Genomic DNA, 26,206 nt, shown 5'->3' on the forward strand with positions numbered 1-26,206 from the left:
GTCGGTGGTGCGTGATGGAGAAGCGGACCCTGCATTCCCCCGACCTCACCGCTCGCAACATCGAGCGGATCGCCGACCTGTTCCCGCAGGTCATCACCGAGTCGCGAGACGCGGAGGGCAACGTGACCCTCGCTGTTGACTTCGATCTTCTCAGGCAAGAACTCTCCGACCAGGTCGTTGAGGGGCCGCAAGAGCGCTACCAGCTCGACTGGCCCGGCAAGCGTGCCGCCGCCTTCGCCGCCAACACGCCGATCGCCAAGACGCTGCGTCCGGTGCGGGAGGAGTCGATCGACTTTGACACAACGAAGAACCTGCTCATCGAGGGCGACAACCTGGAGGCGCTCAAACTGCTTCAGGAGTCGTATCTCGGCAAGGTGAAGCTGATCTACATCGACCCGCCTTACAACACGGGAAACGATTTCGTGTATGACGATGACTTCGCCGAGTCGAGCGCCGAGTACCTCGCGCGCTCAGGCCAAAGCCTGAAGAGTGGCGAGCGCCTGGTTGCGAACACGGAGGCGAACGGTCGCTTCCACTCGGACTGGCTGAGCATGATGTACCCGCGGCTCAAGCTGGCCAGGAACCTATTGACCGACGACGGCGTGCTTGTTGTGTCGATCGACGAGAACGAGCACGCCAGCCTCGTCCGCTTGGGCGAGGAGGTGCTCGGCGACGCGTCGTACGTCGGAGAGATCGTGCTGAAGAACAGCAGCAAAAACGATCAGGCGTACGTCTCAATCCAGCATGAGTACATCGTCTTCTTCGTGAAGAACCGGCAGGCCAACGCCGGTGACTGGGTTGAGAAGAAAGAGGGACTCGACAAGATATACGCCGCGTTCGACGGGTTCCGGAGGAAGCACGGCGACGACTGGGCTGCTATCAACGCCGAGGCAAAAGCGTGGTTCAAGCAGTTCCCTGCGAGCGACCCGGTGTCGGCTAGCAAACACTACACCTGGATGGACGCCCGAGGCGTCTACTTCCCGGACAACATCGCAGGGCCGAATGATGGGCAGTACGTCTATGAGGTCAGCCATCCTGTAACGGGGAAAACCGTCAAGATGCCGTCCACCGGCTGGCGATATCCCGAGCCAGCGATGCGCGAGCGCATCGCCGACGGTCGCGTCCACTTCGGTCCCGATGAGACAACAGTCCCCAACAACAAGACCTATCTCGCGAACACCGAGTACCAGAGCCTCACGAGTATCCGCTACGTCGATGGCCGCGCGGCCTCGAAGCGGCTCGCGACGCTATTCGGCGAGAAGGTCTTCACGAACCCCAAGGACGAGTTCCTGCTCCGGGACATCTATCGCGCAGTCGGCGTGTCTGGCGATGACATCGTGCTCGACATGTTCGCGGGCTCCGGTTCGGCGATGCAGGCCGTTCTCGAACTCAACAGCACTGAGTCGATGTCATGCCGTTTCATCGGAATCCAGGTCGCCGAGGACTTGAACGAGTCGCTCAAGACGGCGAAGGGGGCTGCGAAGCAGATCACCACGAACGCGATCCGGCACCTCAAGCGCCTCGGGCGACCGGCGACCGTTGCTGAGATCACCAAGCAGCGGATGCGGCTGGCGCACGAGAGGCTTGCGGGTGACCTGCTGGCGGATAGCGGCTTCCGAGTGCTGCGAGTGGACACCTCGAACTTGGTCGACACCCTGTCAGTCCCCGACAGCCTCTCGCAAGACATGCTGTCCGGGGCGATCAACAGCGTCCGGCCGGACCGCGACGCGTACGACCTGCTGTTCCAAGTGTTGCTCGACTGGGCTTTGGACCTCAGCGAACCCGTCATCGCCGAACAAGTTGATGGCCGTGAAATCCTGTCGGCGGCCGAGGGAGCCCTCGTCGCCTGCTTCTCCGGGGACATCAATCCGACCATCATCAGTGAGGTCGCGAGGCGGCAGCCTCTGCGGGCTGTCTTCCTGGATTCAGGCTTCGCCACCGACGCTGCACGCATCAACGCAGAGCAGGTGTTCCGCGAGGTATCGCCCGCGACTGAGGTACGGACAATCTGAGGAACGACATGACCTTGACGAGCGACGAACTCACCGAACTCCTCGACCGGCTGTTGGCTGGTTGGGAGAACGAGGTTGTCGAGTTCAAGGAGGCTGCACGGCAGTTCTCTGCGGACAAGACCGGTGAGTACGTCTCGGCGCTGAGCAACGAGGCAAACCTGCGCGGGCTGGCTTCGGGGTGGCTCGTGTTCGGCGTCTCGAACGCTCGGCAGGTGGTCGGCACGACGCATCTCATCGACGTGCAGCAGCGTCAGGCATTGAAGCATCACATCCACCAGTCGATCGACCAGGGGCTGACTGTTCGTGAGGTCTACGAGGTCATGCACTCCGGCATGCGCATGGTGCTTCTGGAGGTGCCAGCGGCGCGCCGCGGCATCCCGATCTCGTGGAAGGGCGACTACCGCGCCCGTGCAGGTGAGAGCCTGGTGCCGCTCTCGCTGGACAAGTTGGATGAGATTCGGCGGCAGACGATCAGCGCGGACTGGTCGGCGGTCGTCGTACCTGAAGCCACACTCGCTCACCTCGATACAGCGGCGATCGTCCGCGCACGTCAAGGGTTTGCTGAACGGTACTCGCCTCGTATCCCTGCCGCCGACGTTGACGCATGGGATGACGCGACCTTCTTGTCCAAGGCACGGTTGACCCGCGATGGCCAGATCACGCGGGCCGCGCTCCTCCTGCTTGGCGCCGACACCTCGACGCATCTGCTGACTCCGCACCCTGCGCAGATGACCTGGAAGCTCGTTGGCGAGCAGCGGGCGAACGAGCACTTCCGGCTGCCATTCCTGTTGAACACGACGGCGCTGGCGAAGCGGATTCGTAACGTGCAGCTCCGGCTCCTGCCACCTGACGAGCTGATCTATCGAGAGATCAGCAAGTACGACGAGCGCAGCCTGCTCGAAGCGCTCTACAACTGCATCGCACACCAGGACTACACGCAGAACTCCCGGATCATCGTCACCGAGCACGCCGACCGCATCGTCTTCGAGAGTGTGGGCGAGTTCTTCGACGGCGCACCCGACGACTATGCCCTCGACGAGCGCACTCCGCGTCAGTACCGAAACCCGTTCCTCGTGGAGGCAATGACGGAGCTGAACCTCATCGACCAGATGGGCTACGGAATCCATCGGATGGTGCAGGACCAGGTGCGTCGTTTCCTACCGCTGCCCGACTACGATCTCAGCACCACCGGCGAGGTGAAGCTCACGATCCCAGGCGCTGTGATCGACGAGTCCTACTCTCAGCTGCTCATGGTCCGCACCGATCTCCCGCTCGAAGACGTGCTCGCTTTGGACCGGGTTCAGAAGGGGCTCGACATCAGCGAGAAGGCTGCCCGCCACCTGCGCAGAGTCGGGTTGATCGAGGGCCGAAAGCCCCACCGCCGGATCACTCCTCGTGTCGCTGCTGCGACCGGGGCGATGGCTGACTACATCCGCACCCGCCTCCAGGCCGACGTGCACTACGCCACGCTCCTCACCGACTTCCTCCGCGCTCAGGGCCACGCAGACCGCAGCGATGTGGAGGCGCTGCTCCGGCCGGCGCTCAGCGAAGCGCTCACCGAGCAGCAGAAGGCAACCAAGATCACGAACCTCCTGACCAAGCTGCGGCGCCACGGTGTCATCGTCAACCGGGGCACCCGCACGAAGCCACGCTGGGAGCTTTCTTACGCAGGCGACGAAGACGCACAGTCCGAACCCATCGGCAAGAAGGATGACGGCGACAGCGACGACGCGAGAGGGCCAGGATCAGCATGAACACAGGCATCCACACCGCCCGCACCCTTCTAGCAGCGACGACGAACAGCGACGGTTGCAGAAAGAAAGACACTCGATGAAGCTCCAGTTCAAGGTCCAGCAGTACCAGACCGATGCCGTCGATGCTGTCGTCGAGACCTTCGCCGGGCAACCGAAGCATGACGGCATCTCCTACCGGATCGACCCCGGCAAGGTCAGCCCCGTGACCGCCCCGGCACTGTTCGAGGCGGAGGAGCGCCCGGACGCAGGCTTGCGCAACGCCGAGATCGTCCTGTCGGGAGCGCAACTGCTGGAGAACGTGCACGCGGTGCAGCGGTCGCGGAACCTCCCGCTGTCGGCGAAACTCGCTTCCAGCGCCGCCGCGCCGGGTGCCCCGAACCTTGATGTGGAGATGGAGACCGGTACCGGTAAGACCTACGTTTACATTAAGACGATCATGGAGCTGCACAAGCGGTACGGCTGGTCGAAGTACATCATCGTGGTGCCGTCGGTCGCGATCCGCGAGGGCGTGAAGAAATCATTCGACGTGACAGCCGAGCACTTCCAGCAGCTCTACGGCACCAAGCCGCGTTCGTTCATCTACAACTCATCGCAGCTGCACGAGTTGGAGCGGTTCAGCTCCGATGCTGGCGTGCAGGTGATGATCATCAACATCCAGGCGTTCAACGCCACCGGTAAGGACAACCGCCGCATCTACGACGAACTCGATGACTTCCAGTCGCGCCGTCCGATCGATGTCATCAGCGCCAACCGCCCTATCGTGATCATTGACGAGCCGCAGAAGATCGGAGCGCCCAAGTCGCTGGAAGCGCTGTCACGGTTCAACGCGCTGATGCTGCTGCGGTACTCCGCTACGCACAAGGTCGATCACACCAAGGTGCACCGGCTCGACGCGCTGGACGCCTACAACCAGAAGCTGGTGAAGAAGATCGCGGTGCGGGGCATCACCGTGAAGGGTCTCGCTGGATCGACTGCCTACCTGTACCTCGACTCCATCGAGATCGCGAAGGGCGCCAAGCCACGCGCGCGGGTCGAGATCGAGGTGCATACGGTAACCGGCATCAGGCGACAGGTCAAGCGCCTCGACGTGGGAACGAACCTTCACGATGTCTCGAACGGAATCGAGGCATACAAGGGGCTGTTCATCACTGAGGTTGACGCGAACCGGGACGTGCTCGAGCTGAGCAACGGCGATGTGGTCGTGGCTGGGCAGCTTGCCGACCGGGACGTCACCGAGGAGACCAAGCGACGCATCCAGATTCGCGAGGTCGTTCGCGCCCATCTGGACAAGGAACGCGAGCTGTTCAGCCAGGGCGTCAAGGTGCTCTCGTTGTTCTTCATCGACGAGGTCGCCAAGTACCGCGACTACAGCCGTGAGGACACTCTTGGCGACTATGCGCGGATGTTTGAGGAGGAGTACGCCGCGATCCGTGACGAGGTGCTCGGCGAACTCGCCATCGACGCGGCGACCGAGGAGTACCAGACCTACTTGCGCCGCGACGACGTGCGGCAGGTGCACGAGGGCTACTTCTCCATCGACAAGAAGACCAAGCACCAGATCGACGGCAAGGTCTCCGGCCGGGGCGACGACAAGGGCCAGTCCACGGACACCGACGCCTACGACCTGATCCTCAAAGACAAGGAACGCCTGCTGTCCTTCACCGAACCCGTCCGATTCATCTTCTCCCACTCGGCGCTGCGCGAGGGCTGGGACAACCCCAACGTGTTCGTCATGGGCATGCTCAAGAAGAGCGACAACACCGTCTCCCGTCGCCAGGAGATCGGGCGCGGGCTCCGGCTGGCCGTTGACCAGCACGGGGAGCGGATGGACAACCCCGTCACGGTGCACGACATCAACGAGTTGACCGTCGTCACTGACGAGTCCTACACCGACTTCGTGACCGGCCTCCAACGCGAAATCTCCGAGTCGCTCGCCGCCCGGCCGCGCAAGGCCAGCGTCACGTTCTTCGTCGGCAAGACCATCCAGACCCTCTCGGGCGAGTCGGTCATCGAGGAAGCCGTCGCCCAGGCGCTCTACAAGTACCTGGTCAAGAACGACTACGTGAACGACGACGACACCATCTCCGACGCCTACAAGCAGGCCAAGGAAGACGGGACACTCGCCGCTCCGACCTCTGAGGTACTCAAGCCTGTCATCGACTTCGTGTGGCCGCTGATTGACGTTCTCTACCTGGACCTGCCGGTGCCCACCGATGACCGCAAGCCGAAGAAGATACCGCTGAACGAGGCCAACTTTGCTCGCAAGGAGTTCCAGGCCCTGTGGGGCAGGATCAACCACCGCGCCGTCTACCAGGTTGAGTTCGACTCCGGTGAACTGATCCGCAAGGCGATCGACCACCTCGACAAGCACCTCAATGTCGCCGCGCTGCAATACGTCGTGCAAGCCGGCCAGCAGCGCGAGCAGTTGGAGGCGGACGACCTGACCAGCGGCTCCGGCTTCGCGGTGCAGACCACGCAGACGCACACCGAAACCGTCAGCGCAGGCTCGCAGGTGAAGTACGACCTGCTGGGCGAGATCACAGAGAAGACCCAGCTCACCCGTCGCACGGTCGCAGCGATCCTCCGCGGCGTCACGCCAGGAACGTTCGCCAAGTTCCGTCTCAACCCCGAGCAGTTCATCACCGAGGCAGCCCGGCTCATCAACGAGCAGAAGGCCACCGTCATCGTCGAGCACCTCGCATATGACGCTCTCGAAGACCGCTTCGACTCCGCGATCTTCACCGAGAACCAGACGGCCCAAGACTTCTCGAAGGCCGGGTCGAAGCTCAAGAAGCACGTCTACGACTACGTGGTCACCGACTCCAAGATCGAGCGAGAGTTCGTCACCGAACTCGACACCAGCCACGAGGTCGCCGTTTACGCGAAGCTCCCGCGAGGGTTCTTCATCCCCACACCGGTCGGCGACTACAACCCGGACTGGGCCATCGCGTTCACCGAGGGCAGCGTGAAGCACGTCTACTTCGTCGCAGAGACCAAGGGCTCGCTGTCCACACTGCAACTCAAGGGCGTCGAGGACGCCAAGATCGAGTGTGCCCGCAAGTTCTTCGCTTCCCTCAGCGAGAAGAACGGCAATGACGTCACCTACGACGTGGTGACCGACTACACCGAGCTGATGCAGCTCGTCACGGCGTAGGTCTACCTCATGCCCTTGTACGCTTCCACCTTTCAATGGCCCGACCCGGCCATAGACTTTGTATCTCTCTCGAGTGGAGCTCGCGACGGCATTGCCGAACTCGTGGCGAGGAGCGATCGCTGGATACTGAAAGCACCCGGGAATTTCTCGGGAGTCACCGGGCAGCCTGGACAACGCACCCTCAGTACTACTCTCGACGGCGAACCGGCACTGATACGGGGTTCGGTATTCGCGATCGACGGCGACCTCGGTCTTCGCGTGGACGAACTGAGAATTGGATCAGTGGAGATGGACGCAGAGTACGTGTCTGCCACGGCCAACTTTGAGCACCTCGCCTCCGCGTGCACATATCGACCAGAAGACGGCGCTGCGCGGGACGCCCATCAAGCTCTCGTCTTCCCAGCCCTCGACGATGTTGCTGAGATGCGAGCGGAGCTTCCTTGTCGCGCCACGGCCATCACGCTTTCCGCAGATGCACCCGTCCCCTTGGAGGCGTTCGAGACACAGCTCACCACATTCCAGGACCTACTCACGTTTGCAGCCGACCAGCCTTGCAGTCGAACAAGCCTGACACTGACCGATCGCTCAGGGAATGATGTTCGGGTTTTCGGTAGGGACAAGTACAAGCCGTTCAACGGCAAGACGCGGAAACCAATTGAGTTCTCACTCCGCTTCGTCAGCGATCAGACTCAGCGAGTGATCGACGGGTGGTGGAAGGCCCGTGACGAGTTGCTTCCGGTCACGCAGATCATCGCGGGCCTGCGCTACCAGCCTGGATACGTCGAAGCTGATGCGGTTCTGAGCGCCGCCGCGATAGAGGCGCTGGCCACGGCCGGCCTGTGCGATCCTCGACCTCTGCTGAGTCAGGAGGACGCTGAGCCGATCGTTGCTGCCCTGAACTCACTCGATGGCACGAACCAGGCTCAGCGCGACGCGATCGCAAGATTAAAGGGGGAACTGCACAGGACAACATTCCGCTCGAAGGTTGAGAGCCTGATCGAGGATATAGCGCCCGAGAAGTGGGGACTCTCCCGCGTTCGTACGGATGAGTGGATCAAGCTATTCCTCAAGGCGAGGAACGGGATCGCCCACGCAGCTCCTGGACTTCCCGGCGGAGTGAGCATCTGGAAGGAGAGTGAACTCCTGCGCAGTATTCGGGACGCGAACTGGATCGTAATCACCCTGGTGTTGATCGCCCAACTTGGTGTGCCGGATGCGGCGATCGATCGAGTGGCTGAACGCCTCGGAACGCGCTACGGCATTCGCCACCAGGAAACACCCATATTCGCCCCGCGGGAGCACTGAGCATCGCATCAGAGAACTACGCCCACGCCTACGGGACCAACATCGATAGCGCCGACGTCGCTTGGAGAGGCAGGACCCCGTTCCCGAGCGCGGTGACCTGCTGGTTCTGTGTCAGTTCGCCACTGTCGGTTACCCAGCTGATCGGCAAGCCCATGAGCCACTCCACGAACGCGGGTGCTGGGCGGGGGCCGTCCGCGTCGTTCAGGAGGGCTGGCGCTGGCGCTGGCCGTCCGGTGATGTGTTCCCACCGGGCGATGGCGCCGGCGTAGCGTCCCCAGCGCTGAACAGTCCGTCGATCAGGGACCACAGCGTCTCCGACTCGGCTCTCCTGCTCGGTGAGCCAGCCGGTCCGTGGAGCGCGAAGTCGATGATCTGGTGCGACAGCGCGATCGTCCCTCGTCGTGCTCGCACCTGGTCGAGGGTCTCCCCGCCGCGCGATGAGTCGGTCGCCAGCGGGGTGCGGAACAGTGCGCCGGGCGAGGGCGAAGATGCGGAAGCGTTGGTGAGGAGCGCCGACAAGGGAAGCCGGTAGGCCGATCCATCGCGCATCCAGCCGCAGGTCGGCCAGATCGCCGAGAACGGCGCCGAGAGCCCGTAGAGGTCGAGTTGCGTTGTCTCCCAGATGCCACGGGTCGCGTTCCATGCCGCGAAGGGTTGCGCCGTCGGGGGTTGCATCGCCTGGGTTGCGTCCGTCATGGTCGTCTCCTTGTGCGGGTGGCCGCGTTGCGGGTGAGGACAGCAGCCCGCGGACGTTCTCGATGACGACCCAATCGGGCTGGAGCGCGTCGATGGCTGCGGCCATGTGTGCCCAGAGCCCCGAACGCGTGCCGGGTGCGAGGCCTGCGCGCTTGCCGACGGTGGATACGTGGCTCTTCGGACATCCGGTGGGGGGGTCATGGGGTGAGTCCGCCGGCGGTGAGGAGCATGCGGAGGCGGTAGTTCTCGCGGTTGCGATAGCCGCGGGCGAGGCGGCGGTGGAGCTCGATGATCCCGTTGATCGCCTCGGTGCCGCCGTTGTTCGCGCGGCTCGTGGTGAAGTACGCCAGGAACGCTGAACGCCAGCGGCGGAGGGTGCGGCCGAGGCGGGCGATCTCGGGGATCGGGCAGGTGTGGAACGTGTCGACCACCCTCTCGGCGATCCGCCGCCCCTCGGTCAGGTCCTTCGCGTGGTAGGCAGAGCGCAGCTGCTGTGCGCACTGCCACGCGACGAACACCTCGTCGTGCGCAGGATCGGCCTCGATTGCCGCGGTCAGCCGGATCCGCTGCTTGTCGGTGAGGTTCTCGGCCCCGGCACGGAGGATGGTCTGAATCCCGTAGAGCGGGTCGCCCTTCCGACCGCGATGCCCGAGGGTGTCTTGCTGGACGCGGCGGCGGACCTCGTCGACGGCGGCGGTGCCGAGCTTGACGACATGGAACGCGTCCAGCACAGCGACCGCGTCTTCGAGCGTGTCATCGATCGCAGTCTTGTAGCCCGCGAACGGGTCCAGCGCCGCCACCTTCACGTTCTTTCGGAACGCTTCGCCCCGCTCGCTGAGCCAGGACGCGTATGCCTTCCCCGATCTGCCCGGCACGAGGTCGAGCAGCCTGGCCCGCGTCTTCCCGGTGCTGTCGCGGCTGAGGTCGACCATGCCGGTCAGTTCCTTCGGGCCCCGCTTGCGGTGGTCGACGTGATGCCAGATGTGCTCGTCGACGCCGAGCGTGGTCACGTTCTCGAACCGGGACTCGTCGGCTGCCAACCGCACCAGTTCAGGCTCAACAGCCCGCCACACCGTCTTCCACGATGTCCCGAGCTGACGACGTAGTCCTTCGATCGTGGCGTGCTCGCGGCGCAGCTGCCCGATCGCCCAGTCGACGGCTCGCCTTGTGAGCGACCCGCGCCGAGCGACCAGCGAGGGAAGCTGCTCCACGAACGTCTTCTTGGCACAGCCCACGTCGCCGCATCGCCAGACCCGTTGCCGCCAGACGATCCGCACCCGCGTCACGCCCGGCACGTCATGCAACACTCGACGGCGGCGCCCTCGACCGATCGCCACGACCCCGCACAACGGGCACCCGGTCGGCGCCGCCGGTGTCGAAACGGTGACGATCAGCAGCCCGTCGCGGCGGTCAACGTGCTCGACATGGACGCCGTCGAGACCGACCAGCAGATCGCAGCGGTAACACGGATCAGCGGCAGAGCGCGCGTCAGCGCACCCCGAAGTAGGGTGAAGCACGTCGAGGTCCTCGTGATGGATCAGCAGTTGGCGCTACTGATCCTCGGGGACCTCGACCCCTACCCGCCGACCATCACCCGGCGAGCCTCACCCCCACCGCATGTCCGAAGAGCCCCCAATTCCCTTGGTCACCCCGGTGTGAACCATGCACCCCGGGCGGGCCATCTCCGTATCGGTGCACACCGTGCGTAGCGAGCTTTCCCGGAATCTCCTTGTGTCCTGGCGTTAACACGGGTGTCGTAGCATCGCATTAGCACCGCGACCACTCCTGAGAGTTGCACCCGGGATGAGGTGAATGCATCGTGACGGCACCGGGGTATGAGTTCAGCGTCTGGGAGCGCTACGCCACCGAGTTCACACTGGCTTTCGGTGACAATCCGTCGCGCATCCGGGCGGTGCGGGTGGCCTACTTCGAGCACGAGTTCGATGTGGACTTGATTGCGCAGCTCAGCGGTTTTCCTGTTTGGAGAATCCGACAGGCGTTGTCCCAGGGACTTCCACAGGCGAGCTGAAGAATCGTCGACCAGAGTCCCAGAACTGCTCGCCCATCTACCATCCCCTTGCGGGCACTGCGCGGTGAGGGGACGTCAGCGTGCGACGGTTCGGCCCGGGCGCGATGTCTCCCCTTTCACGTCTGAGTGGCCATCGGTCTGATCGGGCCATGAGCAGGATCAGTTTCGCGCGTCGCCCCCGCCCTCTGGTTCCGCGCTGCGGGCGTCATCGTCGTGGCAGGCTTCTTCGCGTCGTTGGTTACCGGTGTCTGCTGCCCCGGCGCCCCCGCCAGCGGAACATCGACGTGCGGAACGTTCGAGCGCTTGACCGCCGGGATCGACAGATCACGTGGCTCTGGCTCGCACGGACGGTCATCGTAGGCGCCATCGCGGCGCTCGAGGTGGGCGTCTTCGGTCGAGTCACCCTTGGCCGACTTCCTTGCGGGCATGGCACTGTTCGGGAGCTCGAGCGGACGCAGGGAGGTCATGAAATTGCCTTTCGCGGATAGCGGAGGCGATGAACGCTGCGTTCACCTATGGTTGGGGTCGTGGTCGCATTGCGCCCATACGATGTGCGGCGAACCCGAAAGGTGATCACCGGCTACATGAACTCGCCCCTCAACGAGCCGCCGCTCGGCGGAACCATCGACCACATCCTCTCGATCCTGCCGTCGCTCGTACCGAGCGCGCAGCGCGTCGCCCGCATCTGCGCCGAGCGACCCCACGACGTGGTCGACATGTCGGGCGCCGACCTCGCCGAAGCCGCCAACACGTCGCCGGCCACCGTCAGCCGCACCGCCCAGGCGCTGGGGCTGCGCAGCTTTCAGCACCTGCGCATGCTGCTCGTGCGTGACCTCGCCGCCGACGCCACCGCCGCGCCCGACGCACCCGCCGGCACCGAGGGCTTTCTGCGGTGGCTGGCCGAGGGGCGGGTGGGATGCTGCAGACCGCGCTCGCCTCGATCGACCCGGTCGCGTTCGACGCCGCTGCCGACGCCATCGCCCGCGCGCCGCGCCTGCTGATCTCGGGCACCGGCGCCTCGCACGCCGCCGCCCAGGCGTCGGCCGTCGCGTTCGCCGTCAACGGCCGGCCCTGCGAAGCGCCCGCTGACGGCGTGGTCGCCCACCTCACCGCCCGCGTGCTCGCCCCCGGTGATGTGTGCCTCATCGTCAGCTCGAGTGGCGCCAACTCGGTGACCCTCGCGGTTGCGGACGCCGCCGTCGACGCCGGCGCCACCGTGATCGGGGTCACGAGCTTCGCCCGTACCCCGCTCACCACCCGCGCCGACCACCTGCTCGTCGCCGGTGCGCGCTTCCAGGCGTGGGATCAAGGCATTCTCGGCAGCGGGCTCGTACAGCTGCTCGTGCTCAACGCCCTGCAGATCGCCGTCGCCGACCGCATGAGCGACGCCGCCGACCGCGCGCGCCTCGCGGTGCGCGAAGAGGTGCTCGACATCGTCGCCGACGACGGCTCCGACGCCGAGGCATCCGACGTGCCAGACGTTATCGACCACGGCGATGGGCGTTGACACTCCGTTTGCAGGAAATTCACTTTCCTCGATTGCAATAGCTCTGCAAGCGGATTTCGCGGGAAGGCCCCGGTTCGTCAGGTCGCTTGCAGAAGGCGACTCATGGGAACGATCCAGCTCTCTGGTGTCGGTCGCTCCTTCAAGAGCACCGCCGCCGTCAGTGATATCGACCTGATCATCGAAGACGGCGGGTTCGTCGTCTTGCTCGGCCCCTCGGGCTGCGGCAAGACCACCCTGCTGCGCATGATCGCCGGCCTGCTCGAGCCCACGGCCGGCCGCATCCACCTCGACGGCGACGACATCACCGACCTCCCGTCGAAGAAGCGCGACCTCGCGATGGTCTTCCAGAGCTACGCGCTCTACCCGCACCTGAGCGTGCGCAAGAACCTCGCGTTCCCGCTCAAGACGCAGCGCCTCGGCGCCGCCGAGATCGCGACCCGCGTGCAGGAGGTCGCCGACAGCCTCGAGATCGGCCACCTGCTCGACCGCAAGCCCAAAGAGCTCTCGGGCGGGCAGCGCCAGCGCGTCGCCGTCGGCCGCGCCCTCGTGCGCAACCCCAAGGCGTTCCTGATGGACGAGCCGCTGTCGAACCTCGACGCGAAGCTGCGCACCCAGACCCGCCACGAGCTCACCGCCCTGCACCGGCGCCTCGGCGCCACGTTCGTCTACGTCACCCACGACCAGGTCGAAGCCATGACCATGGCGACGAAAATCGTGGTGCTCAACGCCGGCCGCATCGAGCAGTACGGCACCCCCGAGCAGGTGTACGACCGGCCCGAGTCGGTGTTCGTCGCCGGCTTCCTCGGCAGCCCGGCCATGAACCTCGTCGACGCCCGCATCGTCACGATCGACGGCAGCATCGCCGTCACCGCCGACGGCATCGCCGGCGGCCTGTGGCCGGGAGACGTGCCCGACCTCGATGTCGTGCTCGGCGTGCGGCCCGAGAAGCTCACGATCGCGTCTGCGCACGCGGCATCCGACACCCGGGGCGTGCGCATCGCCGGCCGCATCGACCTGGTCGAGAACCTCGGCGGTGAGCAGATCGTCACGTGCCTCGTCGCCGGGCGCGAGGTCTACGTGCGCACCTCGCGCGAGGTCATCGCCACCCCCGGCGACGACATCGTGCTCACCGCCGCGCCCGAGAACGTGCACCTGTTCGACCGGGCCTCGGGCCGCCGGCTCGAGTGGGTCGCCGATGCACCCGTGGCCGACCCGGCCGCGCACGAGCTCGTCACCGCCTGAGCCGCCTTCCCTCCCTTCGTTCTGCCCCTCACCCCTACCCAGGAGAAATCATGAACACCCGTGCCCGTCGCGCCGTCTTCGCCACCGCGGCGATCGTCGGCGCCGCCGCCCTCGCCGGATGCGCCGGCTCTGCCGCAGGCAGCGCGCCCGCGGCATCCGGCTCGCTCACCGAGCTGACCGACGACCAGCAGGTCGAGATCGTCTTCGAGTCGTACAACCTCGCGAACGTCGGCACCTTTTCGGATGCCATCAACCAGCTGCTGGACGAGTTCATGGACGAGAACCCGAACATTACCGTCGTCGGCCAGCCCAGCCCGTCGACCAGCACCGCCGCGAGCGTGCAGCAGCAGCTGCTCGCCGGGCAAGCGCCCGACATCGCGCAGCTGACCTTCAACGAGCTCGACTTCGCCGCCACCACCCTCGGCGCACAGAACCTCAGCACCCTCGTGGGCGACGAGGGCCTCGCCGATCAGTTCGGGGGCGACTACCCCTACCACGAGCGCGCCGCCGTGCTCGCCGACTGGGACGACGCCACCTACGGCCTGCCCTACGTCTTCTCGACTCCCATCCTGTGGATCAACGAAGACCAGTTCACCGCCGCAGGCCTCGACCCCGAGACCGTCGATCTGTCGACGTGGGATGCTGTCGCCGACGCCGCCGCGCAGATCACCGAGTCCACCGGTGCCCCCTCGATGAGCGTGTCGTGCGTGATCACCGGCGGCAGCTGGTGCATGCAGGGCCTCTTCCTCTCGAACGGCGCCCAGGTGCTGAGCGATGACCGCACGACGATCGAGTTCGGCTCGGACGCCGCGATCGATACGGTCGCGACCTTCACCGAGATGTACGAGGACGGCGTGCTCACCAACGAGGACTTCACCAGCCAGTACGAGGCGTTCGCGCAGGGGAAGACCGCGATCCACGTCAACAGCTCGGCCGTGCAGGGCGCGTTCATGATGGGCGCCGAGGCCGGTGGCTGGACCCTCGACGCTCACACCCTGCCCGCGTTCGGAGACCAGGCGGTCGTGCCCACCAACTCGGGCTCGTTCCTCGCGATGTTCGCCACCGACCCCGCCAAGCAGGCCGCCGCGTGGGAGCTCATGCAGTTCATGACCAGCCCCCGCGCCTACGAGATCATCTCGACCCAGATCGGGTACCTACCGCTGCGCAGCAGCATGGCCGACGAGGGCGGACCGCTCTATGACTGGGTCGAAGCCAACCCGCTCGTGAAGCCCAACCTCGAGCAGCTCGACGCGCTCGAGCCGTGGGTGTCGTACCCCGGCGACAGCTACGCCCAGGTCGACCAGGTGCTCGCCACCGCCATCGAAGACGCGGTCTTCTACGGCGCCGACCCGGCCGCCACTATGACCGAGGCCGCCGAGCGCGCGCAGGGGCTGATCGAATGACCATCGACCTCGACCTGACGCCTTCGGCGACGGATGCCGCGGCCGCTTCGTCGCCGGATGCCGCGACCGCGGCGCCTCGTGAGCGTCGCCACGCCGTGGCCGGCCTCTACAACCTGCGCGACACCGGCGGCTACCGTGCAGCCGGCGGCACCAGCCGGTGGGGCAAGCTGCTGCGGTCAGATGCTCTGCACCGCATCGACGCGACCGGTCGCGACCGGCTGGCCGAGATCGGCGTCGCCCACATCATCGACCTGCGCGGCGGCGACGAGCGCGCCACAGCGCCGAGCGCGGTCGACGGGCTCGAGGTCACCGTGCACCACCTGCCCGTGTTCGACGACGCCGACCCGGCCGCGCAGGCCACCACGCACGTCGGACTCGTGCCCGTCTACGACCACATCGTCGACGAGCGCGGGGCGCAGCTGGTCGACGCGATCCGGGTGATCATCGCGGCTGACGACGACGACGCGGTGCTCGTGCACTGCACCGCCGGCAAAGACCGCACCGGTCTCGTCGTGGCCTTCGCGCTCGCCGCCGCCGGGGTCGACCGCGACGACGTCGTGGCCGACTACGCCGCCACCGCCGAGAACCTGCGCGGCGAGTGGTCAGACGCGATGACCGCCGTCTTCGAACAGCGCGGCATCGAACTGACCGCGGGAATGGTCGAACTCATCACCGAGAGCCCCGCCGAGGTGCTCGAGGCGCTGCTCGAGCGCATCGACCGCGAGCACGGGTCGATCAGCGCCTACCTCCTCGCCCACGGACTCACCCCCACCGAGCTCGAGCGTCTCACCGCCGTGATCATCGACCCCGCCGCCACCGCGGTCTGATCGGAAGGAACACACACCATGTCGCACATCGCGAGCCAGCATCCCGCTCCCGAGCACTTCATCCTGCATGTCTCTGACACCCACTTCGTGGGCGACGGCGACCTGCTGCACGAGCGCATCGACAGTGACAAGAACCTCGCAGAGCTGTTCGACGGCTTCACCAAGGCCAACGCCCGCCCCGAAGCGATCGTGTTCACCGGCGACCTCGCCGACACCGGCCGCCCCGACGCCTACGAGCGCCTGCGGGCCATCGTCGAGCCCGCCGCCGAGAAGCTCGGTGCCCAGGTGATCTGGGTGATGGGCAATCACGACGAGCGCGTCGCGTTCCGCCGCGGCCTGCTCGACGAGGAGGCCGACCAGTCCGAGCCCGTCGACCGCGTCTACGACGTCAACGGTCTGCGCATCATCGCGCTCGACTCGACGGTGCCCGGGCAGCACCACGGCGAGATCAGCGACGAGCAGTTGGCGTGGCTGCGCCGCGAGCTCGAAGTCCCCGCGCCCGACGGCACCCTCATCGCGCTGCACCACCCGCCCGTGCCGAGCCCGCTCGGGCTCATCGCCCTGTTCGAGCTGCGCGACCAGGAGCGCCTCGCCGAGGTCATCCGGGGCACCGACGTGCGCGGCATCCTGGGCGGTCACCTGCACTACTCGACCACCAGCACGTTCGCGGGCGTGCCCGTGTCGGTCGCGTCGGCGACCTGCTACACGCAGGACCTCGCCGTCGCCTACCCCGGTGCCCGCGGCCAGGACGGCGGCCAGTCCTACAACCTCGTGCACGTCTACGGCGACCGGGTGCTGCACTCCGTCGTGCCGATCGGGCAGTTCCCGACCGTCTACGAGATGACTCCCGAGATGCTCGAGGCGTTCATGAACATGACCCCCGACGAGCAGCTCGCCGCCGTCAACGCGTCGGCGGGAGAGTAGTCAGCCCATGTTCGTCACCGTCTCCGCTCCCTCGGCCGCCGCTGCGCCGGCCGAGGGAGCGGGCGCGGCTCCGGCCGAGGCATCCGCGCCCGTCGTGCGCCGCTCGCGCTTTCGGCCCCAGAGCCTGCTGCCCTACCTGTATGTGCTGCCGGGCACCGCGTTCCTCATCCTCTGGACCTACAGTCCCCTCGCCCAGACGTTCGGCCTGTCGTTCTACGACTGGAACCTGCTGCCCACAAGCCCCAAGACGTTCGTCGGCGGGTCGAACTACGCCGAGGTGCTGGCGCTGCCCGAGCTGCACACCGCGCTGCTGAACACCGTCGTCTACATCGCCGCGTTCTTCGTCTTCTCGCTCGTGCTGCCGATCGCGATCGCCGTCATGTCACGGCAGGTGCGGGGGCGAATGCGCACCTTCTATCAGGCGCTGATCTTCGTGCCGTTCCTCATCACCCCCGTCGCCACCAGCGCCGTGTGGCGGTGGCTGTTCGCCGAGCAGGGGGCATTCGCCACCGTGCTCGCGCACTTCGGCGTCGACATGCCGAACGTCTTCCGCGACCCCGACCTCGCCATCTGGGCCGTCATCGTCATCGTCGGGTGGCAGATGCTGGGCTTCGGCGTGCTCGTGATCGCCGCCGGCTTCGCCGGCATCAGCCCCGAATACGGTCAAGCCGCCGCACTCGACGGTGCCGGCGCCGGCCGCATCTTCGGACGCATCACCTTGCCGCTGCTCTCACCGACCCTGGTCTTCCTGTCGCTCATGACGATCCTCCTCGCCGCGCAGTGGACCTACCCGATCATCGACCTGCTCACCCAGGGCGGGCCCACCAACTCAACCACGAACATCTACTACCTGCTGTACCAGTTCGGGTTCCAGAACTTCGACGTGGGCATCTCGTCGGCGGCCGGGGTGATCTTCTTCGTCGGGTTCGGCGTGATCGCACTCATCTTCCTCGAGCTGCAGGAGCGGCTCAGCTTCTACGACAACTAGGACCACCCATGTCATTCGTCACCGTCACCGGGCCGGCGCTCGCCGCCGACACCGTGCTGCACAAGGGCGCTCGCGTGCGGGCGGCTTCCGCTTCGGCGGAAGATGTCGCCGTGGCATCCCGCACCCGCCTCGGCACCATCGCCGGCCACGTCGTGCTGATCATGCTCGCGCTGTTCAGTGTCTTCCCCGTGTACTGGATGTTCGCCACCGCCTTCCGCGCCCCCGAGAACGCGCTCGACCAGACGCTGCTGCCCTGGCCGCTCAGCCTCGAGAACTTCGCCTACGTGTGGAACACCATCCCCATCGGCAACATGCTGTGGAACACCTTCGCGATGTCGATCATGCTCGCCGTGGCGCAGCTGCTCATCGCCGTGCTCGCCGCCTACGGGTTCGCCATGTGGGACTTCCGCGGGCGCAAGCTGCTCATGTTCCTCTTCATCGGGTCGTGGCTCGTGCCGTTCCAGGTCACGATGATCCCCAACTATGTGCTCGTGTCGCAGATGGGCCTGCTCGGCACCGTCGGGGGCGTCGTGATCCCCCAGCTCGCCGGAGCCTTCGCCGTGCTGCTCATGGTGCAGCACATGCGCGCCTTCCCCCGCGAGCTGATCGAAGCCGCACACCTCGACGGGCGCTCGAGCTGGGCCACGCTCTGGACCGTCGTCGTGCCCAACATGAAGCCGGCGCTCGCCGCGCTCGGGATCATGGCGTTCATCTCGGCGTGGAACGAATACCTCTGGCCGACGCTCATCATGCGCCAGGGCGATGCACTCATCCAGGTCGGCGTGCGCAGCTTCTTGAGCGCCGAGGGAAACAACTGGGGCGCGACGATGGCCGCCGCCGGGCTCGCCTGCGTGCCCGTGCTGCTCATCTACGTGTTCCTCCAGCGATACGTCGTCGACGCCTTCGTGCGATCAGGACTCAAGTGAGGCACCGTCCCTACGGCTGAACTGACCAAGCCACCCAAAGCAGCGACGTCTTGCACCGATCCCCTTGCGGGCGACGAACGCAAGCGGGAGGTCGCGGGCGATCTTCCGGGCGTCGTCAAGCGTGCCCCTACTCGTTGACTTCCCATGGCTGGCCGAAGCTGGCGCCGCGTACGACCGACCAAGCTTCTACCGCGCGCTCGCACGAGTCAATCGTCGCCCCACAGTCCCGTCACGTAGTAGTCCTCTGCGTCGGTGTAGATCGAATCGCCGACCCGCTCTTCAACGTTCGGGAGTCCGGCGAGCTCATCGGATGCGCCGTCGAGAACCAACTCATATACGGAGCACTGCAGAAGGACCGGGACTAGCGTCACCTCATGTACGGCGTACTCGTGCTCCGGAGCACCGTCGTCGTCGTATTCGACGTGCAGGCTTCCCTCGTCGCGCGCCCGGACGTGCGTTAGCCAGGGTCGTTGTCAAGGGGGGATGCAGACGACGGCTGTCAGCGCATTGTTGATCTGGAGGTACTGATGATCACCGCAGATCAACAAAGGCTGGTGTTCGAGCCGCTCGGCCAGGGCGCCTGGCGGCTGTGCGACGCCGGCATCGACGAAGCAAGCGCCGAGCGCTTGATCGCCTACGTGGAGCGCGCGGCGAGCGGCGGGTACGAGGCGATCTGGATGCGGCCGGGTCTGCGAGCCAGCCATCACGCGACGCGCGAAGACGTTCGACTGACTGCCATGGCGCAGCGGAGCGGGAAGGTCGCCTCGACGCGTTCGAAGCCGATCCCGATCCCGCATCTCACACCGCTGCAGTCCCCGCTAGCCCGAGGACTCCCCGGCGCCAACTGACGAGCCGCACCCATCGCAATGGCGCGGGCCTGCGACTGGGCTCGGGGTCGCGCTTCTGAGTTGAAGCCGCCGCCCACTGTTGTGGAGGCGCGGGCACTCGCATTGAACCGATCGCACGGCACCGCGTTAGACCAACACAGCTGTCCGGTTGGCTGTCGGCTCGGGCATCAGGTACATGCCCTCACCCCATGACCCCCACCGAATGTCCGAAGAGCCGGATACGTCTTGGCACGGGAACCCGCCAATGAGGATGTCCACGGGTTCGACGTGACTCCAGTCGATGGTCGTGATGTCGCCGAGGTTCGGAGCCTCGGGCCAGTGTCGCGCGAAGACGCGGGCGACGGGCTCGTTGAGTTCTGAGAACCACACGGTCCTGGCGTTGAAGACGTGCTCGACGGCAAGGTCGAGGCCACCGTACCCGCTGAACAGCGACCCGATCCTGAGTCGTGGTTCGCCGCTGGCGTCAAGGTCGTGCATGAAGTCTGCTCCGGTGACGGTCGTCTCCGGCATCGCCTCGTCACGGAGCTGATGCCGAGCTGGTCACCTGTCAGGTGCACGGCTCCGACACACCCGCCGCTCACCGAGCCCTGATCGACTCCGCGAGTCGCGCCACTGCCTCCGGTCTCTGCTCGCGCCCTGTTCGAGGTCACACGCGTCTTGCAGATCAAGGTTCGTCAACCAAAGTTGACAGCGCGTTCGCGCGGTCAACGCCCGCTCACCTGACCGTCGAAAGGCGGTGGCGTGGTGACGGTCTCGATGCGCGTGATGTCGGCGGGTGATGGCTATAAGTACCTGCTGCGCACGATCGCGGCCGCAGACGGCGACCGCGCCCTCTCGACGCCGCTGACGAGGTACTACGCGGAGGCGGGAACACCACCGGGCCGATGGCTGGGGTCCGGCGTCGTCTCGCTCGGCAGGGGGGAGCTCGCGGTGGGTGATCGGGTGTCGGAGGCTCAGCTCCAGCTCTTGATGGGCATGGGCCGTGATCCGATCACCGGCGACCCGCTCGGTCGCGCGTTCCCGGCCTACAAGTCGGTGCCGGAGCGGATCGAGGCTCGGATCGCTGACCTTGACCCGGACCTGAGTCCGGGCGCGAAGGGTGAGGCGGTCGCTCGGATCGAGGCTGAGGAGGCCGAGCGCGGCAGGCGGCGGGCGGTGGCGGGGTTCGACTTCACTTTCTCGGTCCCGAAGTCCGCGTCGGCGTTGTGGGCGGTCGCCGACGCAGGGACGCAGGCGCTCATCGGTCAGGCGCATCATGCGGCGGTTGCGGAGGTGGTCGCGTTCATGGAGCGCGAGGTTGCAGCCACCCGCTCTGGCGCAACCGCCGGTGACGGAGCCGTTGCACAGGTCGATGTCACCGGCCTGGTCGCCACGGCGTTCGATCACTTCGACTCCCGCGCCGGCGACCCCCATCTGCACACCCACGTCGTCATCAGCAACAAGGTCCAGACCGCCTTCGACGGCAAATGGCGCAGTCTGGATGGCCGGCCGATGCACGCCGCCGTGGTCGCCCTGTCGGAGCTGCACGAGGCAGTGTTCGCCGACCACATGACCCGCACCTTCGGCGTCGAGTGGGAAGCCCGCGACATGGGCCGTGACCGCAACCCGGCATGGGCGATCAGCACCGTCCCGGAGGAGCTGGTAGCCGAGTTCTCCACCCGTGCTCGGCACATCGACGCCGAGAAGAACAGACTCATCGCCGAGTACGTCGCCAAGAACGGCCGCCAACCCTCCACAGCCACGATCATCAAGCTCCGCGCCCAAGCCACCCTCGCCACACGCCCGGAGAAGGAAGTGCGGTCGCTGGCCGACCTCACTGCCGACTGGCGCACCCGCGCCACCGGAGTGCTCGGCCACGACGCCACCAAATGGGCACGTGACGCGACCGACAACGACAAGCCGCTGCTGCTGCGAGCCGATGACGTGCCCCTGGATGCAATCGGCGAACTCGGCGAGTCGGTGGTCGGGGTGGTGGGTGAGAAGCGGTCCACGTGGCGGCGGTGGAACCTGATGGCAGAGGCGTCCCGGCAGACGATGGGCTGGCGCTTCGCCACCATGCGAGACCGCGAAGCGGTCGTCGCGATGATCGCCGACGCCGCCGAGCAAGCCTCGCTGCGGCTGACGCCGCCCGACCTCGCCACGAGCCCGGCCGCGTTCCGGAGGGTGGATGGCACGAGCGTGTTCCGCCCGAAGCACTCGACCGTGTTCTCCTCCGAGCTGCTGCTGGAGGCTGAGGACCGTCTGCTCGACCGCTCCCGCACCACGACCGGACCGACCGTCCCGCTGGCGACGGTCGAGAAGGTCACCACGAAGCCTGATCGTGAGGGGCGGATGCTCGGCGAGGATCAGGCCGACGCGCTCATGAAGATCGCGGTCTCCGGCCGCGTTCTTGATGTGCTGGTCGGCCCGGCAGGTGCGGGTAAGACCACCGCGATGAATGCCCTGCGCCGGGCGTGGGAGACCGATCACGGCAAGGGCTCGGTGGTCGGCCTAGCACCGTCCGCAGTGGCCGCGCAGGTCCTCGCCGACGACCTGGGCATCCAAACCGAGAACACCGCCAAGTGGTGGCAGAACTACCTCGTCCACGGTACGACCTTCGAGGCCGGTCAGCTCGTCATCATCGACGAAGCCTCCCTGGCCGGAACCCTGTCCCTGGACCGCATCACCCACCTGGCCGATCGGGCGGGGGCGAAGGTGCTGCTGGTAGGTGACTTCGCCCAACTCCAATCCGTGGACGCCGGCGGCGCGTTCAACCTGCTCGTGAGTGACCGGGACGATGCGCCCGAGCTGGTCGACGTCCACCGCTTCACCAACGCCTGGGAGAAGACCGCCTCGCTCGCGTTGCGGCACGGTCGCACCGAGGTGGTCGACACCTACCTCGACCACGACCGCATCCGCGACGGCGACGCCGAGGCGATGACCGACGCCGCCTACGCCGCCTGGCGCACCGACCGGAACCAAGGCTTGGTGTCGGTGCTGGTCGCTGAGACCCGCAACGACGTGACCACTCTGAACCAGCGCGCCCGTGCTGATCTGATCCTCGACGGCACCCTGACACCAGGCCGGGAGGTAGAACTCACAGACGGCGTCACTGCTGGGGTCGGGGACACGATCATCACCCGCCGCAACGACCGGCGCCTGCGCAACGGCAAGGACTGGGTCCGTAACGGCGACACCTGGACCATCAAGGACGTTCGCGACGACGGCTCGGTTACGATCCGCAAGACCGGCCGCCGGTTCGGCGGCTCCATCGTCCTCCCCGCCTCCTATGTGGCCGATCACGCAGATCTGGGTTACGCGGTCACGGCGCACAGGGCGCAAGGCGTCACCGTTGACACCGCGCATGTGCTGGTGGAGCCGACGACCACGCGGGAGAACTTCTACGTCGCGATGACCCGCGGCAAGCACTCCAACCGCGCCTACGTGATCCTCGACCGGCCCGACGAGCACGCCCACCCGCATCCCGGCGACACCCCCGACGCCACCGGCCTGTCGGTGCTGTTCGGTGTGCTCCAGCACGTCGGTGCCGAGCTGTCCGCGCACGAGACCATCACCGCCGAACACGAGCAGTGGGGGTCGATCGCTCAGCTTGCCGCCGAGTACGAGACCATCGCTGCCGCAGCCCAACACGACCGCTGGGCCACTCTCATCCGTGCTTCCGGCCTCACCGCCGAGCAAGCCGACACCGCGATCGAGTCCGAGGCGTTCGGAGCACTCACCGCCGAGCTGCGCCGCGCCGAGGCCAACCACCACGACCTCGACACCTTGTTCCCGCGATTGGTGGCCGCACGCGGGTTCACCGATGCCGACGACATCGCCTTCGTCCTGCACTACCGGGTGGCTCGTGCCACCGCACGCCCAGCGGGCTCGGGTCGCACCCGCAAGGCGCCACGGCTGATCGCCGGACTGATCCCGTCCGCGGACGGCCCGATGACCGACGATATGCGGCAGGCCCTCGATGAACGGCGGGAGCTGATCGAGACCCGCGCCGACGCTGTGCTCGACACCGCACGCGACGCCGGAGAAGCCTGGACGCGGCCACTCGGTGACCCGCCGCGCGACCCGCGCAAGACGGCGGCGTGGCGACGCCACGCCCGCACCGTCGCCGCCTACCGCGACCGGTACGGCATAACCGACGACACACCCCTCGGCTCGGCACCGGAGAACGCGGCGCAGAAGATCGACGCCGCCCGCGCCAGAAGTGCGCTCATACGGGCACGTGACATCGCTCGGCAGCGCCCGAGAGACGCAGAGCGACGACCGGTCGAGCAAGCTGCCCCCACCCGGAGCCTGTAATGCGACCCCTACCCGAGCCGCAGGCACGCTCCGACACGTGTGGATACGCCACATACTCGACTCCAAGCGAGACAATCGTCAGTGGGCAGCCCGGTCCCCATCAGAGTGGCCTAACTGCGCCAGGTGCTATCTCGACTACGAGGTGAGGAGGACGGGGCCGATGATGAGACAGCCTCGATGGTGCCGGCGCTGGGACGAGTGGCCGAGGCGGCAGCGATGAGCTACATGCCGCCAGATCTCGGTGCTCTCTACCTCCGTCATCGAGACGCTATGCACAAGGTTGCGGCCTCAGTGCTGCGCGAGGCCGGTCGTGCGTCTGAGGCGGACGACGCGGTGCACGACGCGATCGTCTCAATCATGGCTTCGCCACCGGAGAATGTGCGGAACTGGGAAGCATTCCTAGTCACCGCGGCGAAGCGAAAGGCACTGGATCGAATCCGATCAGCCGAGGTACGGCACGCCGGACCCGAGTTCGTCGAGGCCAGCCATGATCGCGCCGACGATTCCGACCTCGGGGAAGACGTAGCTGACGCCATTGACCAACAGGAAAGGGCTGGCCACGCGTGGGACTGTCTCTCGGTACTGGACGAACGCCATCGAAAGGCGGTGTGGGAGACCACGGCGTTGGGACGGCCGCGATCCGAAGTGGCTATGGAACTGAGCGTGACTCCGGCACGTGTGAGCCAGATGACGACACGATCACTAGCACTCCTTCGAGAGGAAATGCGCAGAAGGGAGGAAGGGATCAATGAATAACGATGAACGCGACAGGCTTGTCGCCGAGCTGCTCGAACGACCGCAAGAGCGCGAACTGATCCTGCGTGACGCTGAGTTGACCGATCGAGAGCGCACAGAACTCGCTGGCATCGTTGAGACTGCGGACGCACTCTGGCTTGCGGCCCAAGGTGCGCCCGCGCTCGAAGACGACCCCGTGGCAGCAATGCTCGGCCTGCTCCCTGACAGCGAATGTCGTCTCGACTCCGCTGCATTGTCTCGCGTAAGAAAGCGTGCGCGACTGAGCGTGAGCGACGTTGCCGCACGCCTGCGTGAGCGGGGGTGGGAGTTCGACAAGAGCGACGTGTTCAGGTGGGAGACTCGTACAGCGACGGATGTATCTCCCGCCGTGGTTCAGGCAATCGCTGAAATCTTCGGAGCACCGGTAGACGACCTGATCTCGGCCCCATCGGTGTCTTCTCTGCCCGATCATGTAGGCGCGGTACGCGCGCATCCTCTGTTCGCACAACTCGTTGACCGCTGGTCGCAGGCCCGCCGAGTGTCACGCGCCGTGGCTACGGCGACGCTCGAAAGCCGGATGCTTGCGACCGTGCACCGCGGGGAGCACCCCGACACAGAGCAACTGTTGCGTTCGCTCGACGCCCTTGTTGCCTCTGTCGAACAAGCCGACCGAGGGTAAGAGGCGTATGAACCTGGAAGGTTGTGTTGATCAGGCACTGTCCCTGCTGACGGATGATGTGCGAGCCCGCTTCGCAGGGAACCCGACTAGCGTCCTCCGCACCGACCTCGACCTGACCGTCAGCGCTGTCGAACACCTTGCCAGTTCCCGTGACGACGGTGGCGCATGTGATGGCGTGTCGTTCCTCCAAGACGGGGTGATCCTTTACGCACCCACGCCGTGGAGTCGGCGCGAGAACTTCACACTCGCCCACGAACTCGGGCACTGGCTCGCCGAGAGGGCTCCAGACATCTATGACTGGATCGCCGACCAGGACGAGCCTGGTCGCCTTCTCGAAACGGTCTGCGACCAGATCGCTCAACGCTTGCTTCTACCCGAGTCCGCGGCAACAGCGGTCATTGCTAGCGGCCCGATCAGAGCACAGCACCTGATCGACCTCTATAACGCTACTCAGGCAAGCCGACCAGTGTGCGCGATCGCTCTCGCCAAGCACCTGCCCGGCCTGGGGGCGATCGCCATCATCGACCGCTACACCGGCACCGTCACGCACGCCAGCGTCAAGCCCGACCCCGAGCAAGGCTGGCCCACCGTCTTCCCTTGGCGAGACCAGAAGCTCACCGAAGGCCACCCGCTGCTCAACCTGACACCAGGAGCATCGACTGCTCGACGCCTAGCCTGGCGGACCCCTTGGGGTACCCAAGCAGACTTCTACGTCGACGCCGTCAGCGACGACAAGCGCGCCATCGTCGTGTTCTGCGACCTAGGGCGTGTCTGACAAAGGTTGAGGGGATCGGTTGAGACGCTGGAGCGGTGACGCGGTTTCGGTTGCTTACGGATGCTCAGTGGTCTCTGATCGATGGGATGTTGCCGAGGCCGACGGG

22 protein-coding genes and 1 pseudogene are annotated in these 26,206 nt (G+C 66.1%); 18 read left to right on the top strand and 5 right to left on the bottom strand.

What is annotated here, in order from left to right:
- Positions 1-14: 14 nt before the first annotated feature.
- The 4 genes from Q0D57_RS05550 to Q0D57_RS05565 all read left to right on the top strand — a co-directional run bounded on the left by Q0D57_RS05550 (position 15) and on the right by Q0D57_RS05565 (position 8,225).
- Positions 15-2,012, top strand: coding sequence for a site-specific DNA-methyltransferase (locus Q0D57_RS05550; RefSeq protein WP_090587753.1), 1,998 nt, complete (start codon positions 15-17; stop codon positions 2,010-2,012).
- An 8-nt stretch (positions 2,013-2,020) separates the two neighbouring features.
- Complete coding sequence (locus Q0D57_RS05555) at positions 2,021-3,766, top strand: RNA-binding domain-containing protein (RefSeq protein ID WP_090587751.1); 1,746 nt, start codon at positions 2,021-2,023, stop codon at positions 3,764-3,766.
- A 76-nt stretch (positions 3,767-3,842) separates the two neighbouring features.
- Positions 3,843-6,920 carry a DEAD/DEAH box helicase family protein gene (locus tag Q0D57_RS05560; RefSeq protein WP_090587750.1) on the top strand — a complete coding sequence of 1,026 codons (3,078 nt, stop codon included), beginning with the start codon at positions 3,843-3,845 and terminating at the stop codon, positions 6,918-6,920.
- A 9-nt stretch (positions 6,921-6,929) separates the two neighbouring features.
- Positions 6,930-8,225, top strand: a complete 1,296-nt coding sequence (locus Q0D57_RS05565) for a HEPN domain-containing protein (protein WP_090587748.1) — start codon at positions 6,930-6,932, stop codon at positions 8,223-8,225.
- A gap of 201 nt (positions 8,226-8,426) precedes the next feature.
- Here the strand turns inward: Q0D57_RS05565 and Q0D57_RS05570 are convergent, their stop codons facing one another.
- The 3 genes and pseudogenes from Q0D57_RS05570 to Q0D57_RS05580 all read right to left on the bottom strand — a co-directional run bounded on the left by Q0D57_RS05570 (position 8,427) and on the right by Q0D57_RS05580 (position 10,438).
- Positions 8,427-8,921, bottom strand: coding sequence for a hypothetical protein (locus Q0D57_RS05570; protein ID WP_090587747.1), 495 nt, complete (start codon positions 8,919-8,921; stop codon positions 8,427-8,429).
- A 43-nt stretch (positions 8,922-8,964) separates the two neighbouring features.
- Positions 8,965-9,180 (bottom strand): annotated as a pseudogene (locus tag Q0D57_RS05575) (DNA cytosine methyltransferase); the annotation flags it as partial.
- A complete protein-coding gene (locus Q0D57_RS05580; RefSeq protein WP_231729493.1) occupies positions 9,119-10,438 on the bottom strand; it encodes an ISL3 family transposase in 1,320 nt (439 codons plus the stop codon). The gene Q0D57_RS05580 and the pseudogene Q0D57_RS05575, both read right to left, overlap by 62 nt.
- 302 nt (positions 10,439-10,740) lie before the next feature.
- Here Q0D57_RS05580 and Q0D57_RS05585 point away from each other — a divergent pair, with 302 nt between their 5' ends.
- Positions 10,741-10,950, top strand: a complete 210-nt coding sequence (locus Q0D57_RS05585) for a hypothetical protein (RefSeq protein ID WP_045245741.1) — start codon at positions 10,741-10,743, stop codon at positions 10,948-10,950.
- Positions 10,951-11,066: 116 nt separating this feature from the next.
- Here the strand turns inward: Q0D57_RS05585 and Q0D57_RS05590 are convergent, their stop codons facing one another.
- Positions 11,067-11,417, bottom strand: a complete 351-nt coding sequence (locus tag Q0D57_RS05590; RefSeq protein ID WP_005052795.1) for a hypothetical protein — start codon at positions 11,415-11,417, stop codon at positions 11,067-11,069.
- A gap of 60 nt (positions 11,418-11,477) precedes the next feature.
- On the opposite strand from Q0D57_RS05590, the gene Q0D57_RS05595 reads away from it, so the two are divergent.
- The 9 genes from Q0D57_RS05595 (at position 11,478) to Q0D57_RS05635 (ending at position 19,615) form a co-directional block, all read left to right on the top strand.
- Complete coding sequence (locus tag Q0D57_RS05595; RefSeq protein WP_164743636.1) at positions 11,478-11,951, top strand: MurR/RpiR family transcriptional regulator; 474 nt, start codon at positions 11,478-11,480, stop codon at positions 11,949-11,951.
- Entirely contained in the window at positions 11,867-12,457 is a 591-nt protein-coding gene (locus tag Q0D57_RS05600; protein ID WP_005052796.1) for an SIS domain-containing protein, read from the top strand. Before Q0D57_RS05595 ends, Q0D57_RS05600 begins: the two co-directional genes overlap by 85 nt.
- A 102-nt stretch (positions 12,458-12,559) precedes the next feature.
- The gene (locus Q0D57_RS05605; RefSeq protein WP_062637296.1) at positions 12,560-13,699 is read left to right on the top strand and encodes an ABC transporter ATP-binding protein; all 1,140 of its coding nucleotides are present in this window, start codon (positions 12,560-12,562) and stop codon (positions 13,697-13,699) included.
- 50 nt (positions 13,700-13,749) lie between these two features.
- Positions 13,750-15,102, top strand: a complete 1,353-nt coding sequence (locus Q0D57_RS05610; RefSeq protein ID WP_127481850.1) for an extracellular solute-binding protein — start codon at positions 13,750-13,752, stop codon at positions 15,100-15,102.
- Positions 15,099-15,929 (top strand): tyrosine-protein phosphatase, encoded by an 831-nt coding sequence (locus tag Q0D57_RS05615; RefSeq protein ID WP_005052798.1) that lies wholly within the window; start codon positions 15,099-15,101, stop codon positions 15,927-15,929. Before Q0D57_RS05610 ends, Q0D57_RS05615 begins: the two co-directional genes overlap by 4 nt.
- A gap of 18 nt (positions 15,930-15,947) precedes the next feature.
- Positions 15,948-16,853, top strand: a complete 906-nt coding sequence (locus tag Q0D57_RS05620) for a phosphodiesterase (protein ID WP_127481851.1) — start codon at positions 15,948-15,950, stop codon at positions 16,851-16,853.
- A 7-nt stretch (positions 16,854-16,860) separates the two neighbouring features.
- Positions 16,861-17,841, top strand: coding sequence for a sugar ABC transporter permease (locus Q0D57_RS05625; RefSeq protein WP_062637302.1), 981 nt, complete (start codon positions 16,861-16,863; stop codon positions 17,839-17,841).
- An 8-nt stretch (positions 17,842-17,849) separates the two neighbouring features.
- Positions 17,850-18,767, top strand: coding sequence for a carbohydrate ABC transporter permease (locus tag Q0D57_RS05630; protein ID WP_090586852.1), 918 nt, complete (start codon positions 17,850-17,852; stop codon positions 18,765-18,767).
- A gap of 527 nt (positions 18,768-19,294) precedes the next feature.
- A complete protein-coding gene (locus tag Q0D57_RS05635; protein ID WP_090586853.1) occupies positions 19,295-19,615 on the top strand; it encodes a hypothetical protein in 321 nt (106 codons plus the stop codon).
- A 126-nt stretch (positions 19,616-19,741) separates the two neighbouring features.
- On the opposite strand, the gene Q0D57_RS05640 is transcribed toward Q0D57_RS05635, so the two are convergent.
- Positions 19,742-20,125, bottom strand: a complete 384-nt coding sequence (locus Q0D57_RS05640) for a DNA cytosine methyltransferase (RefSeq protein ID WP_245702829.1) — start codon at positions 20,123-20,125, stop codon at positions 19,742-19,744.
- Between the two features lie 246 nt (positions 20,126-20,371).
- On the opposite strand from Q0D57_RS05640, the gene mobF reads away from it, so the two are divergent.
- The 4 genes from mobF to Q0D57_RS05660 all read left to right on the top strand — a co-directional run bounded on the left by mobF (position 20,372) and on the right by Q0D57_RS05660 (position 26,100).
- A complete protein-coding gene (gene mobF / locus Q0D57_RS05645) occupies positions 20,372-23,911 on the top strand; it encodes a MobF family relaxase (RefSeq protein ID WP_090586999.1) in 3,540 nt (1,179 codons plus the stop codon).
- A 216-nt stretch (positions 23,912-24,127) separates the two neighbouring features.
- Positions 24,128-24,667 (top strand): sigma-70 family RNA polymerase sigma factor, encoded by a 540-nt coding sequence (locus Q0D57_RS05650; RefSeq protein WP_291039638.1) that lies wholly within the window; start codon positions 24,128-24,130, stop codon positions 24,665-24,667.
- On the top strand, positions 24,660-25,325 hold the full coding sequence (locus tag Q0D57_RS05655) for a helix-turn-helix domain-containing protein (protein ID WP_090586855.1): 666 nt from the start codon (positions 24,660-24,662) through the stop codon (positions 25,323-25,325). Before Q0D57_RS05650 ends, Q0D57_RS05655 begins: the two co-directional genes overlap by 8 nt.
- A 7-nt stretch (positions 25,326-25,332) precedes the next feature.
- Positions 25,333-26,100, top strand: a complete 768-nt coding sequence (locus tag Q0D57_RS05660; protein ID WP_291039641.1) for an ImmA/IrrE family metallo-endopeptidase — start codon at positions 25,333-25,335, stop codon at positions 26,098-26,100.
- The last annotated feature ends 106 nt before the right edge of the window (positions 26,101-26,206 follow it).

Origin of the sequence: Herbiconiux sp. (genome assembly GCF_023264895.1) — a bacterium.
GTDB lineage: Bacteria > Actinomycetota > Actinomycetes > Actinomycetales > Microbacteriaceae > Herbiconiux.

Excerpts from the sequence above, each read along its gene's own strand:
- Q0D57_RS05550 (WP_090587753.1), top strand. The coding sequence starts at position 15 with ATGGAGAAGCGGACCCTGCATTCCCCCGACCTCACCGCTCGCAACATC.
- Q0D57_RS05555 (WP_090587751.1), top strand. The coding sequence starts at position 2,021 with ATGACCTTGACGAGCGACGAACTCACCGAACTCCTCGACCGGCTGTTG.
- Q0D57_RS05560 (WP_090587750.1), top strand. The coding sequence starts at position 3,843 with ATGAAGCTCCAGTTCAAGGTCCAGCAGTACCAGACCGATGCCGTCGAT.
- Q0D57_RS05565 (WP_090587748.1), top strand. The coding sequence starts at position 6,930 with ATGCCCTTGTACGCTTCCACCTTTCAATGGCCCGACCCGGCCATAGAC.
- Q0D57_RS05570 (WP_090587747.1), bottom strand. The coding sequence starts at position 8,921 with ATGACGGACGCAACCCAGGCGATGCAACCCCCGACGGCGCAACCCTTC.
- Q0D57_RS05590 (WP_005052795.1), bottom strand. The coding sequence starts at position 11,417 with ATGACCTCCCTGCGTCCGCTCGAGCTCCCGAACAGTGCCATGCCCGCA.
- Q0D57_RS05600 (WP_005052796.1), top strand. The coding sequence starts at position 11,867 with ATGCTGCAGACCGCGCTCGCCTCGATCGACCCGGTCGCGTTCGACGCC.
- Q0D57_RS05605 (WP_062637296.1), top strand. The coding sequence starts at position 12,560 with ATGGGAACGATCCAGCTCTCTGGTGTCGGTCGCTCCTTCAAGAGCACC.
- Q0D57_RS05610 (WP_127481850.1), top strand. The coding sequence starts at position 13,750 with ATGAACACCCGTGCCCGTCGCGCCGTCTTCGCCACCGCGGCGATCGTC.
- Q0D57_RS05615 (WP_005052798.1), top strand. The coding sequence starts at position 15,099 with ATGACCATCGACCTCGACCTGACGCCTTCGGCGACGGATGCCGCGGCC.
- Q0D57_RS05620 (WP_127481851.1), top strand. The coding sequence starts at position 15,948 with ATGTCGCACATCGCGAGCCAGCATCCCGCTCCCGAGCACTTCATCCTG.
- Q0D57_RS05625 (WP_062637302.1), top strand. The coding sequence starts at position 16,861 with ATGTTCGTCACCGTCTCCGCTCCCTCGGCCGCCGCTGCGCCGGCCGAG.
- Q0D57_RS05630 (WP_090586852.1), top strand. The coding sequence starts at position 17,850 with ATGTCATTCGTCACCGTCACCGGGCCGGCGCTCGCCGCCGACACCGTG.
- Q0D57_RS05635 (WP_090586853.1), top strand. The coding sequence starts at position 19,295 with ATGATCACCGCAGATCAACAAAGGCTGGTGTTCGAGCCGCTCGGCCAG.
- Q0D57_RS05640 (WP_245702829.1), bottom strand. The coding sequence starts at position 20,125 with ATGCCGGAGACGACCGTCACCGGAGCAGACTTCATGCACGACCTTGAC.
- mobF (WP_090586999.1), top strand. The coding sequence starts at position 20,372 with ATGCGCGTGATGTCGGCGGGTGATGGCTATAAGTACCTGCTGCGCACG.
- Q0D57_RS05650 (WP_291039638.1), top strand. The coding sequence starts at position 24,128 with ATGAGCTACATGCCGCCAGATCTCGGTGCTCTCTACCTCCGTCATCGA.
- Q0D57_RS05655 (WP_090586855.1), top strand. The coding sequence starts at position 24,660 with ATGAATAACGATGAACGCGACAGGCTTGTCGCCGAGCTGCTCGAACGA.
- Q0D57_RS05660 (WP_291039641.1), top strand. The coding sequence starts at position 25,333 with ATGAACCTGGAAGGTTGTGTTGATCAGGCACTGTCCCTGCTGACGGAT.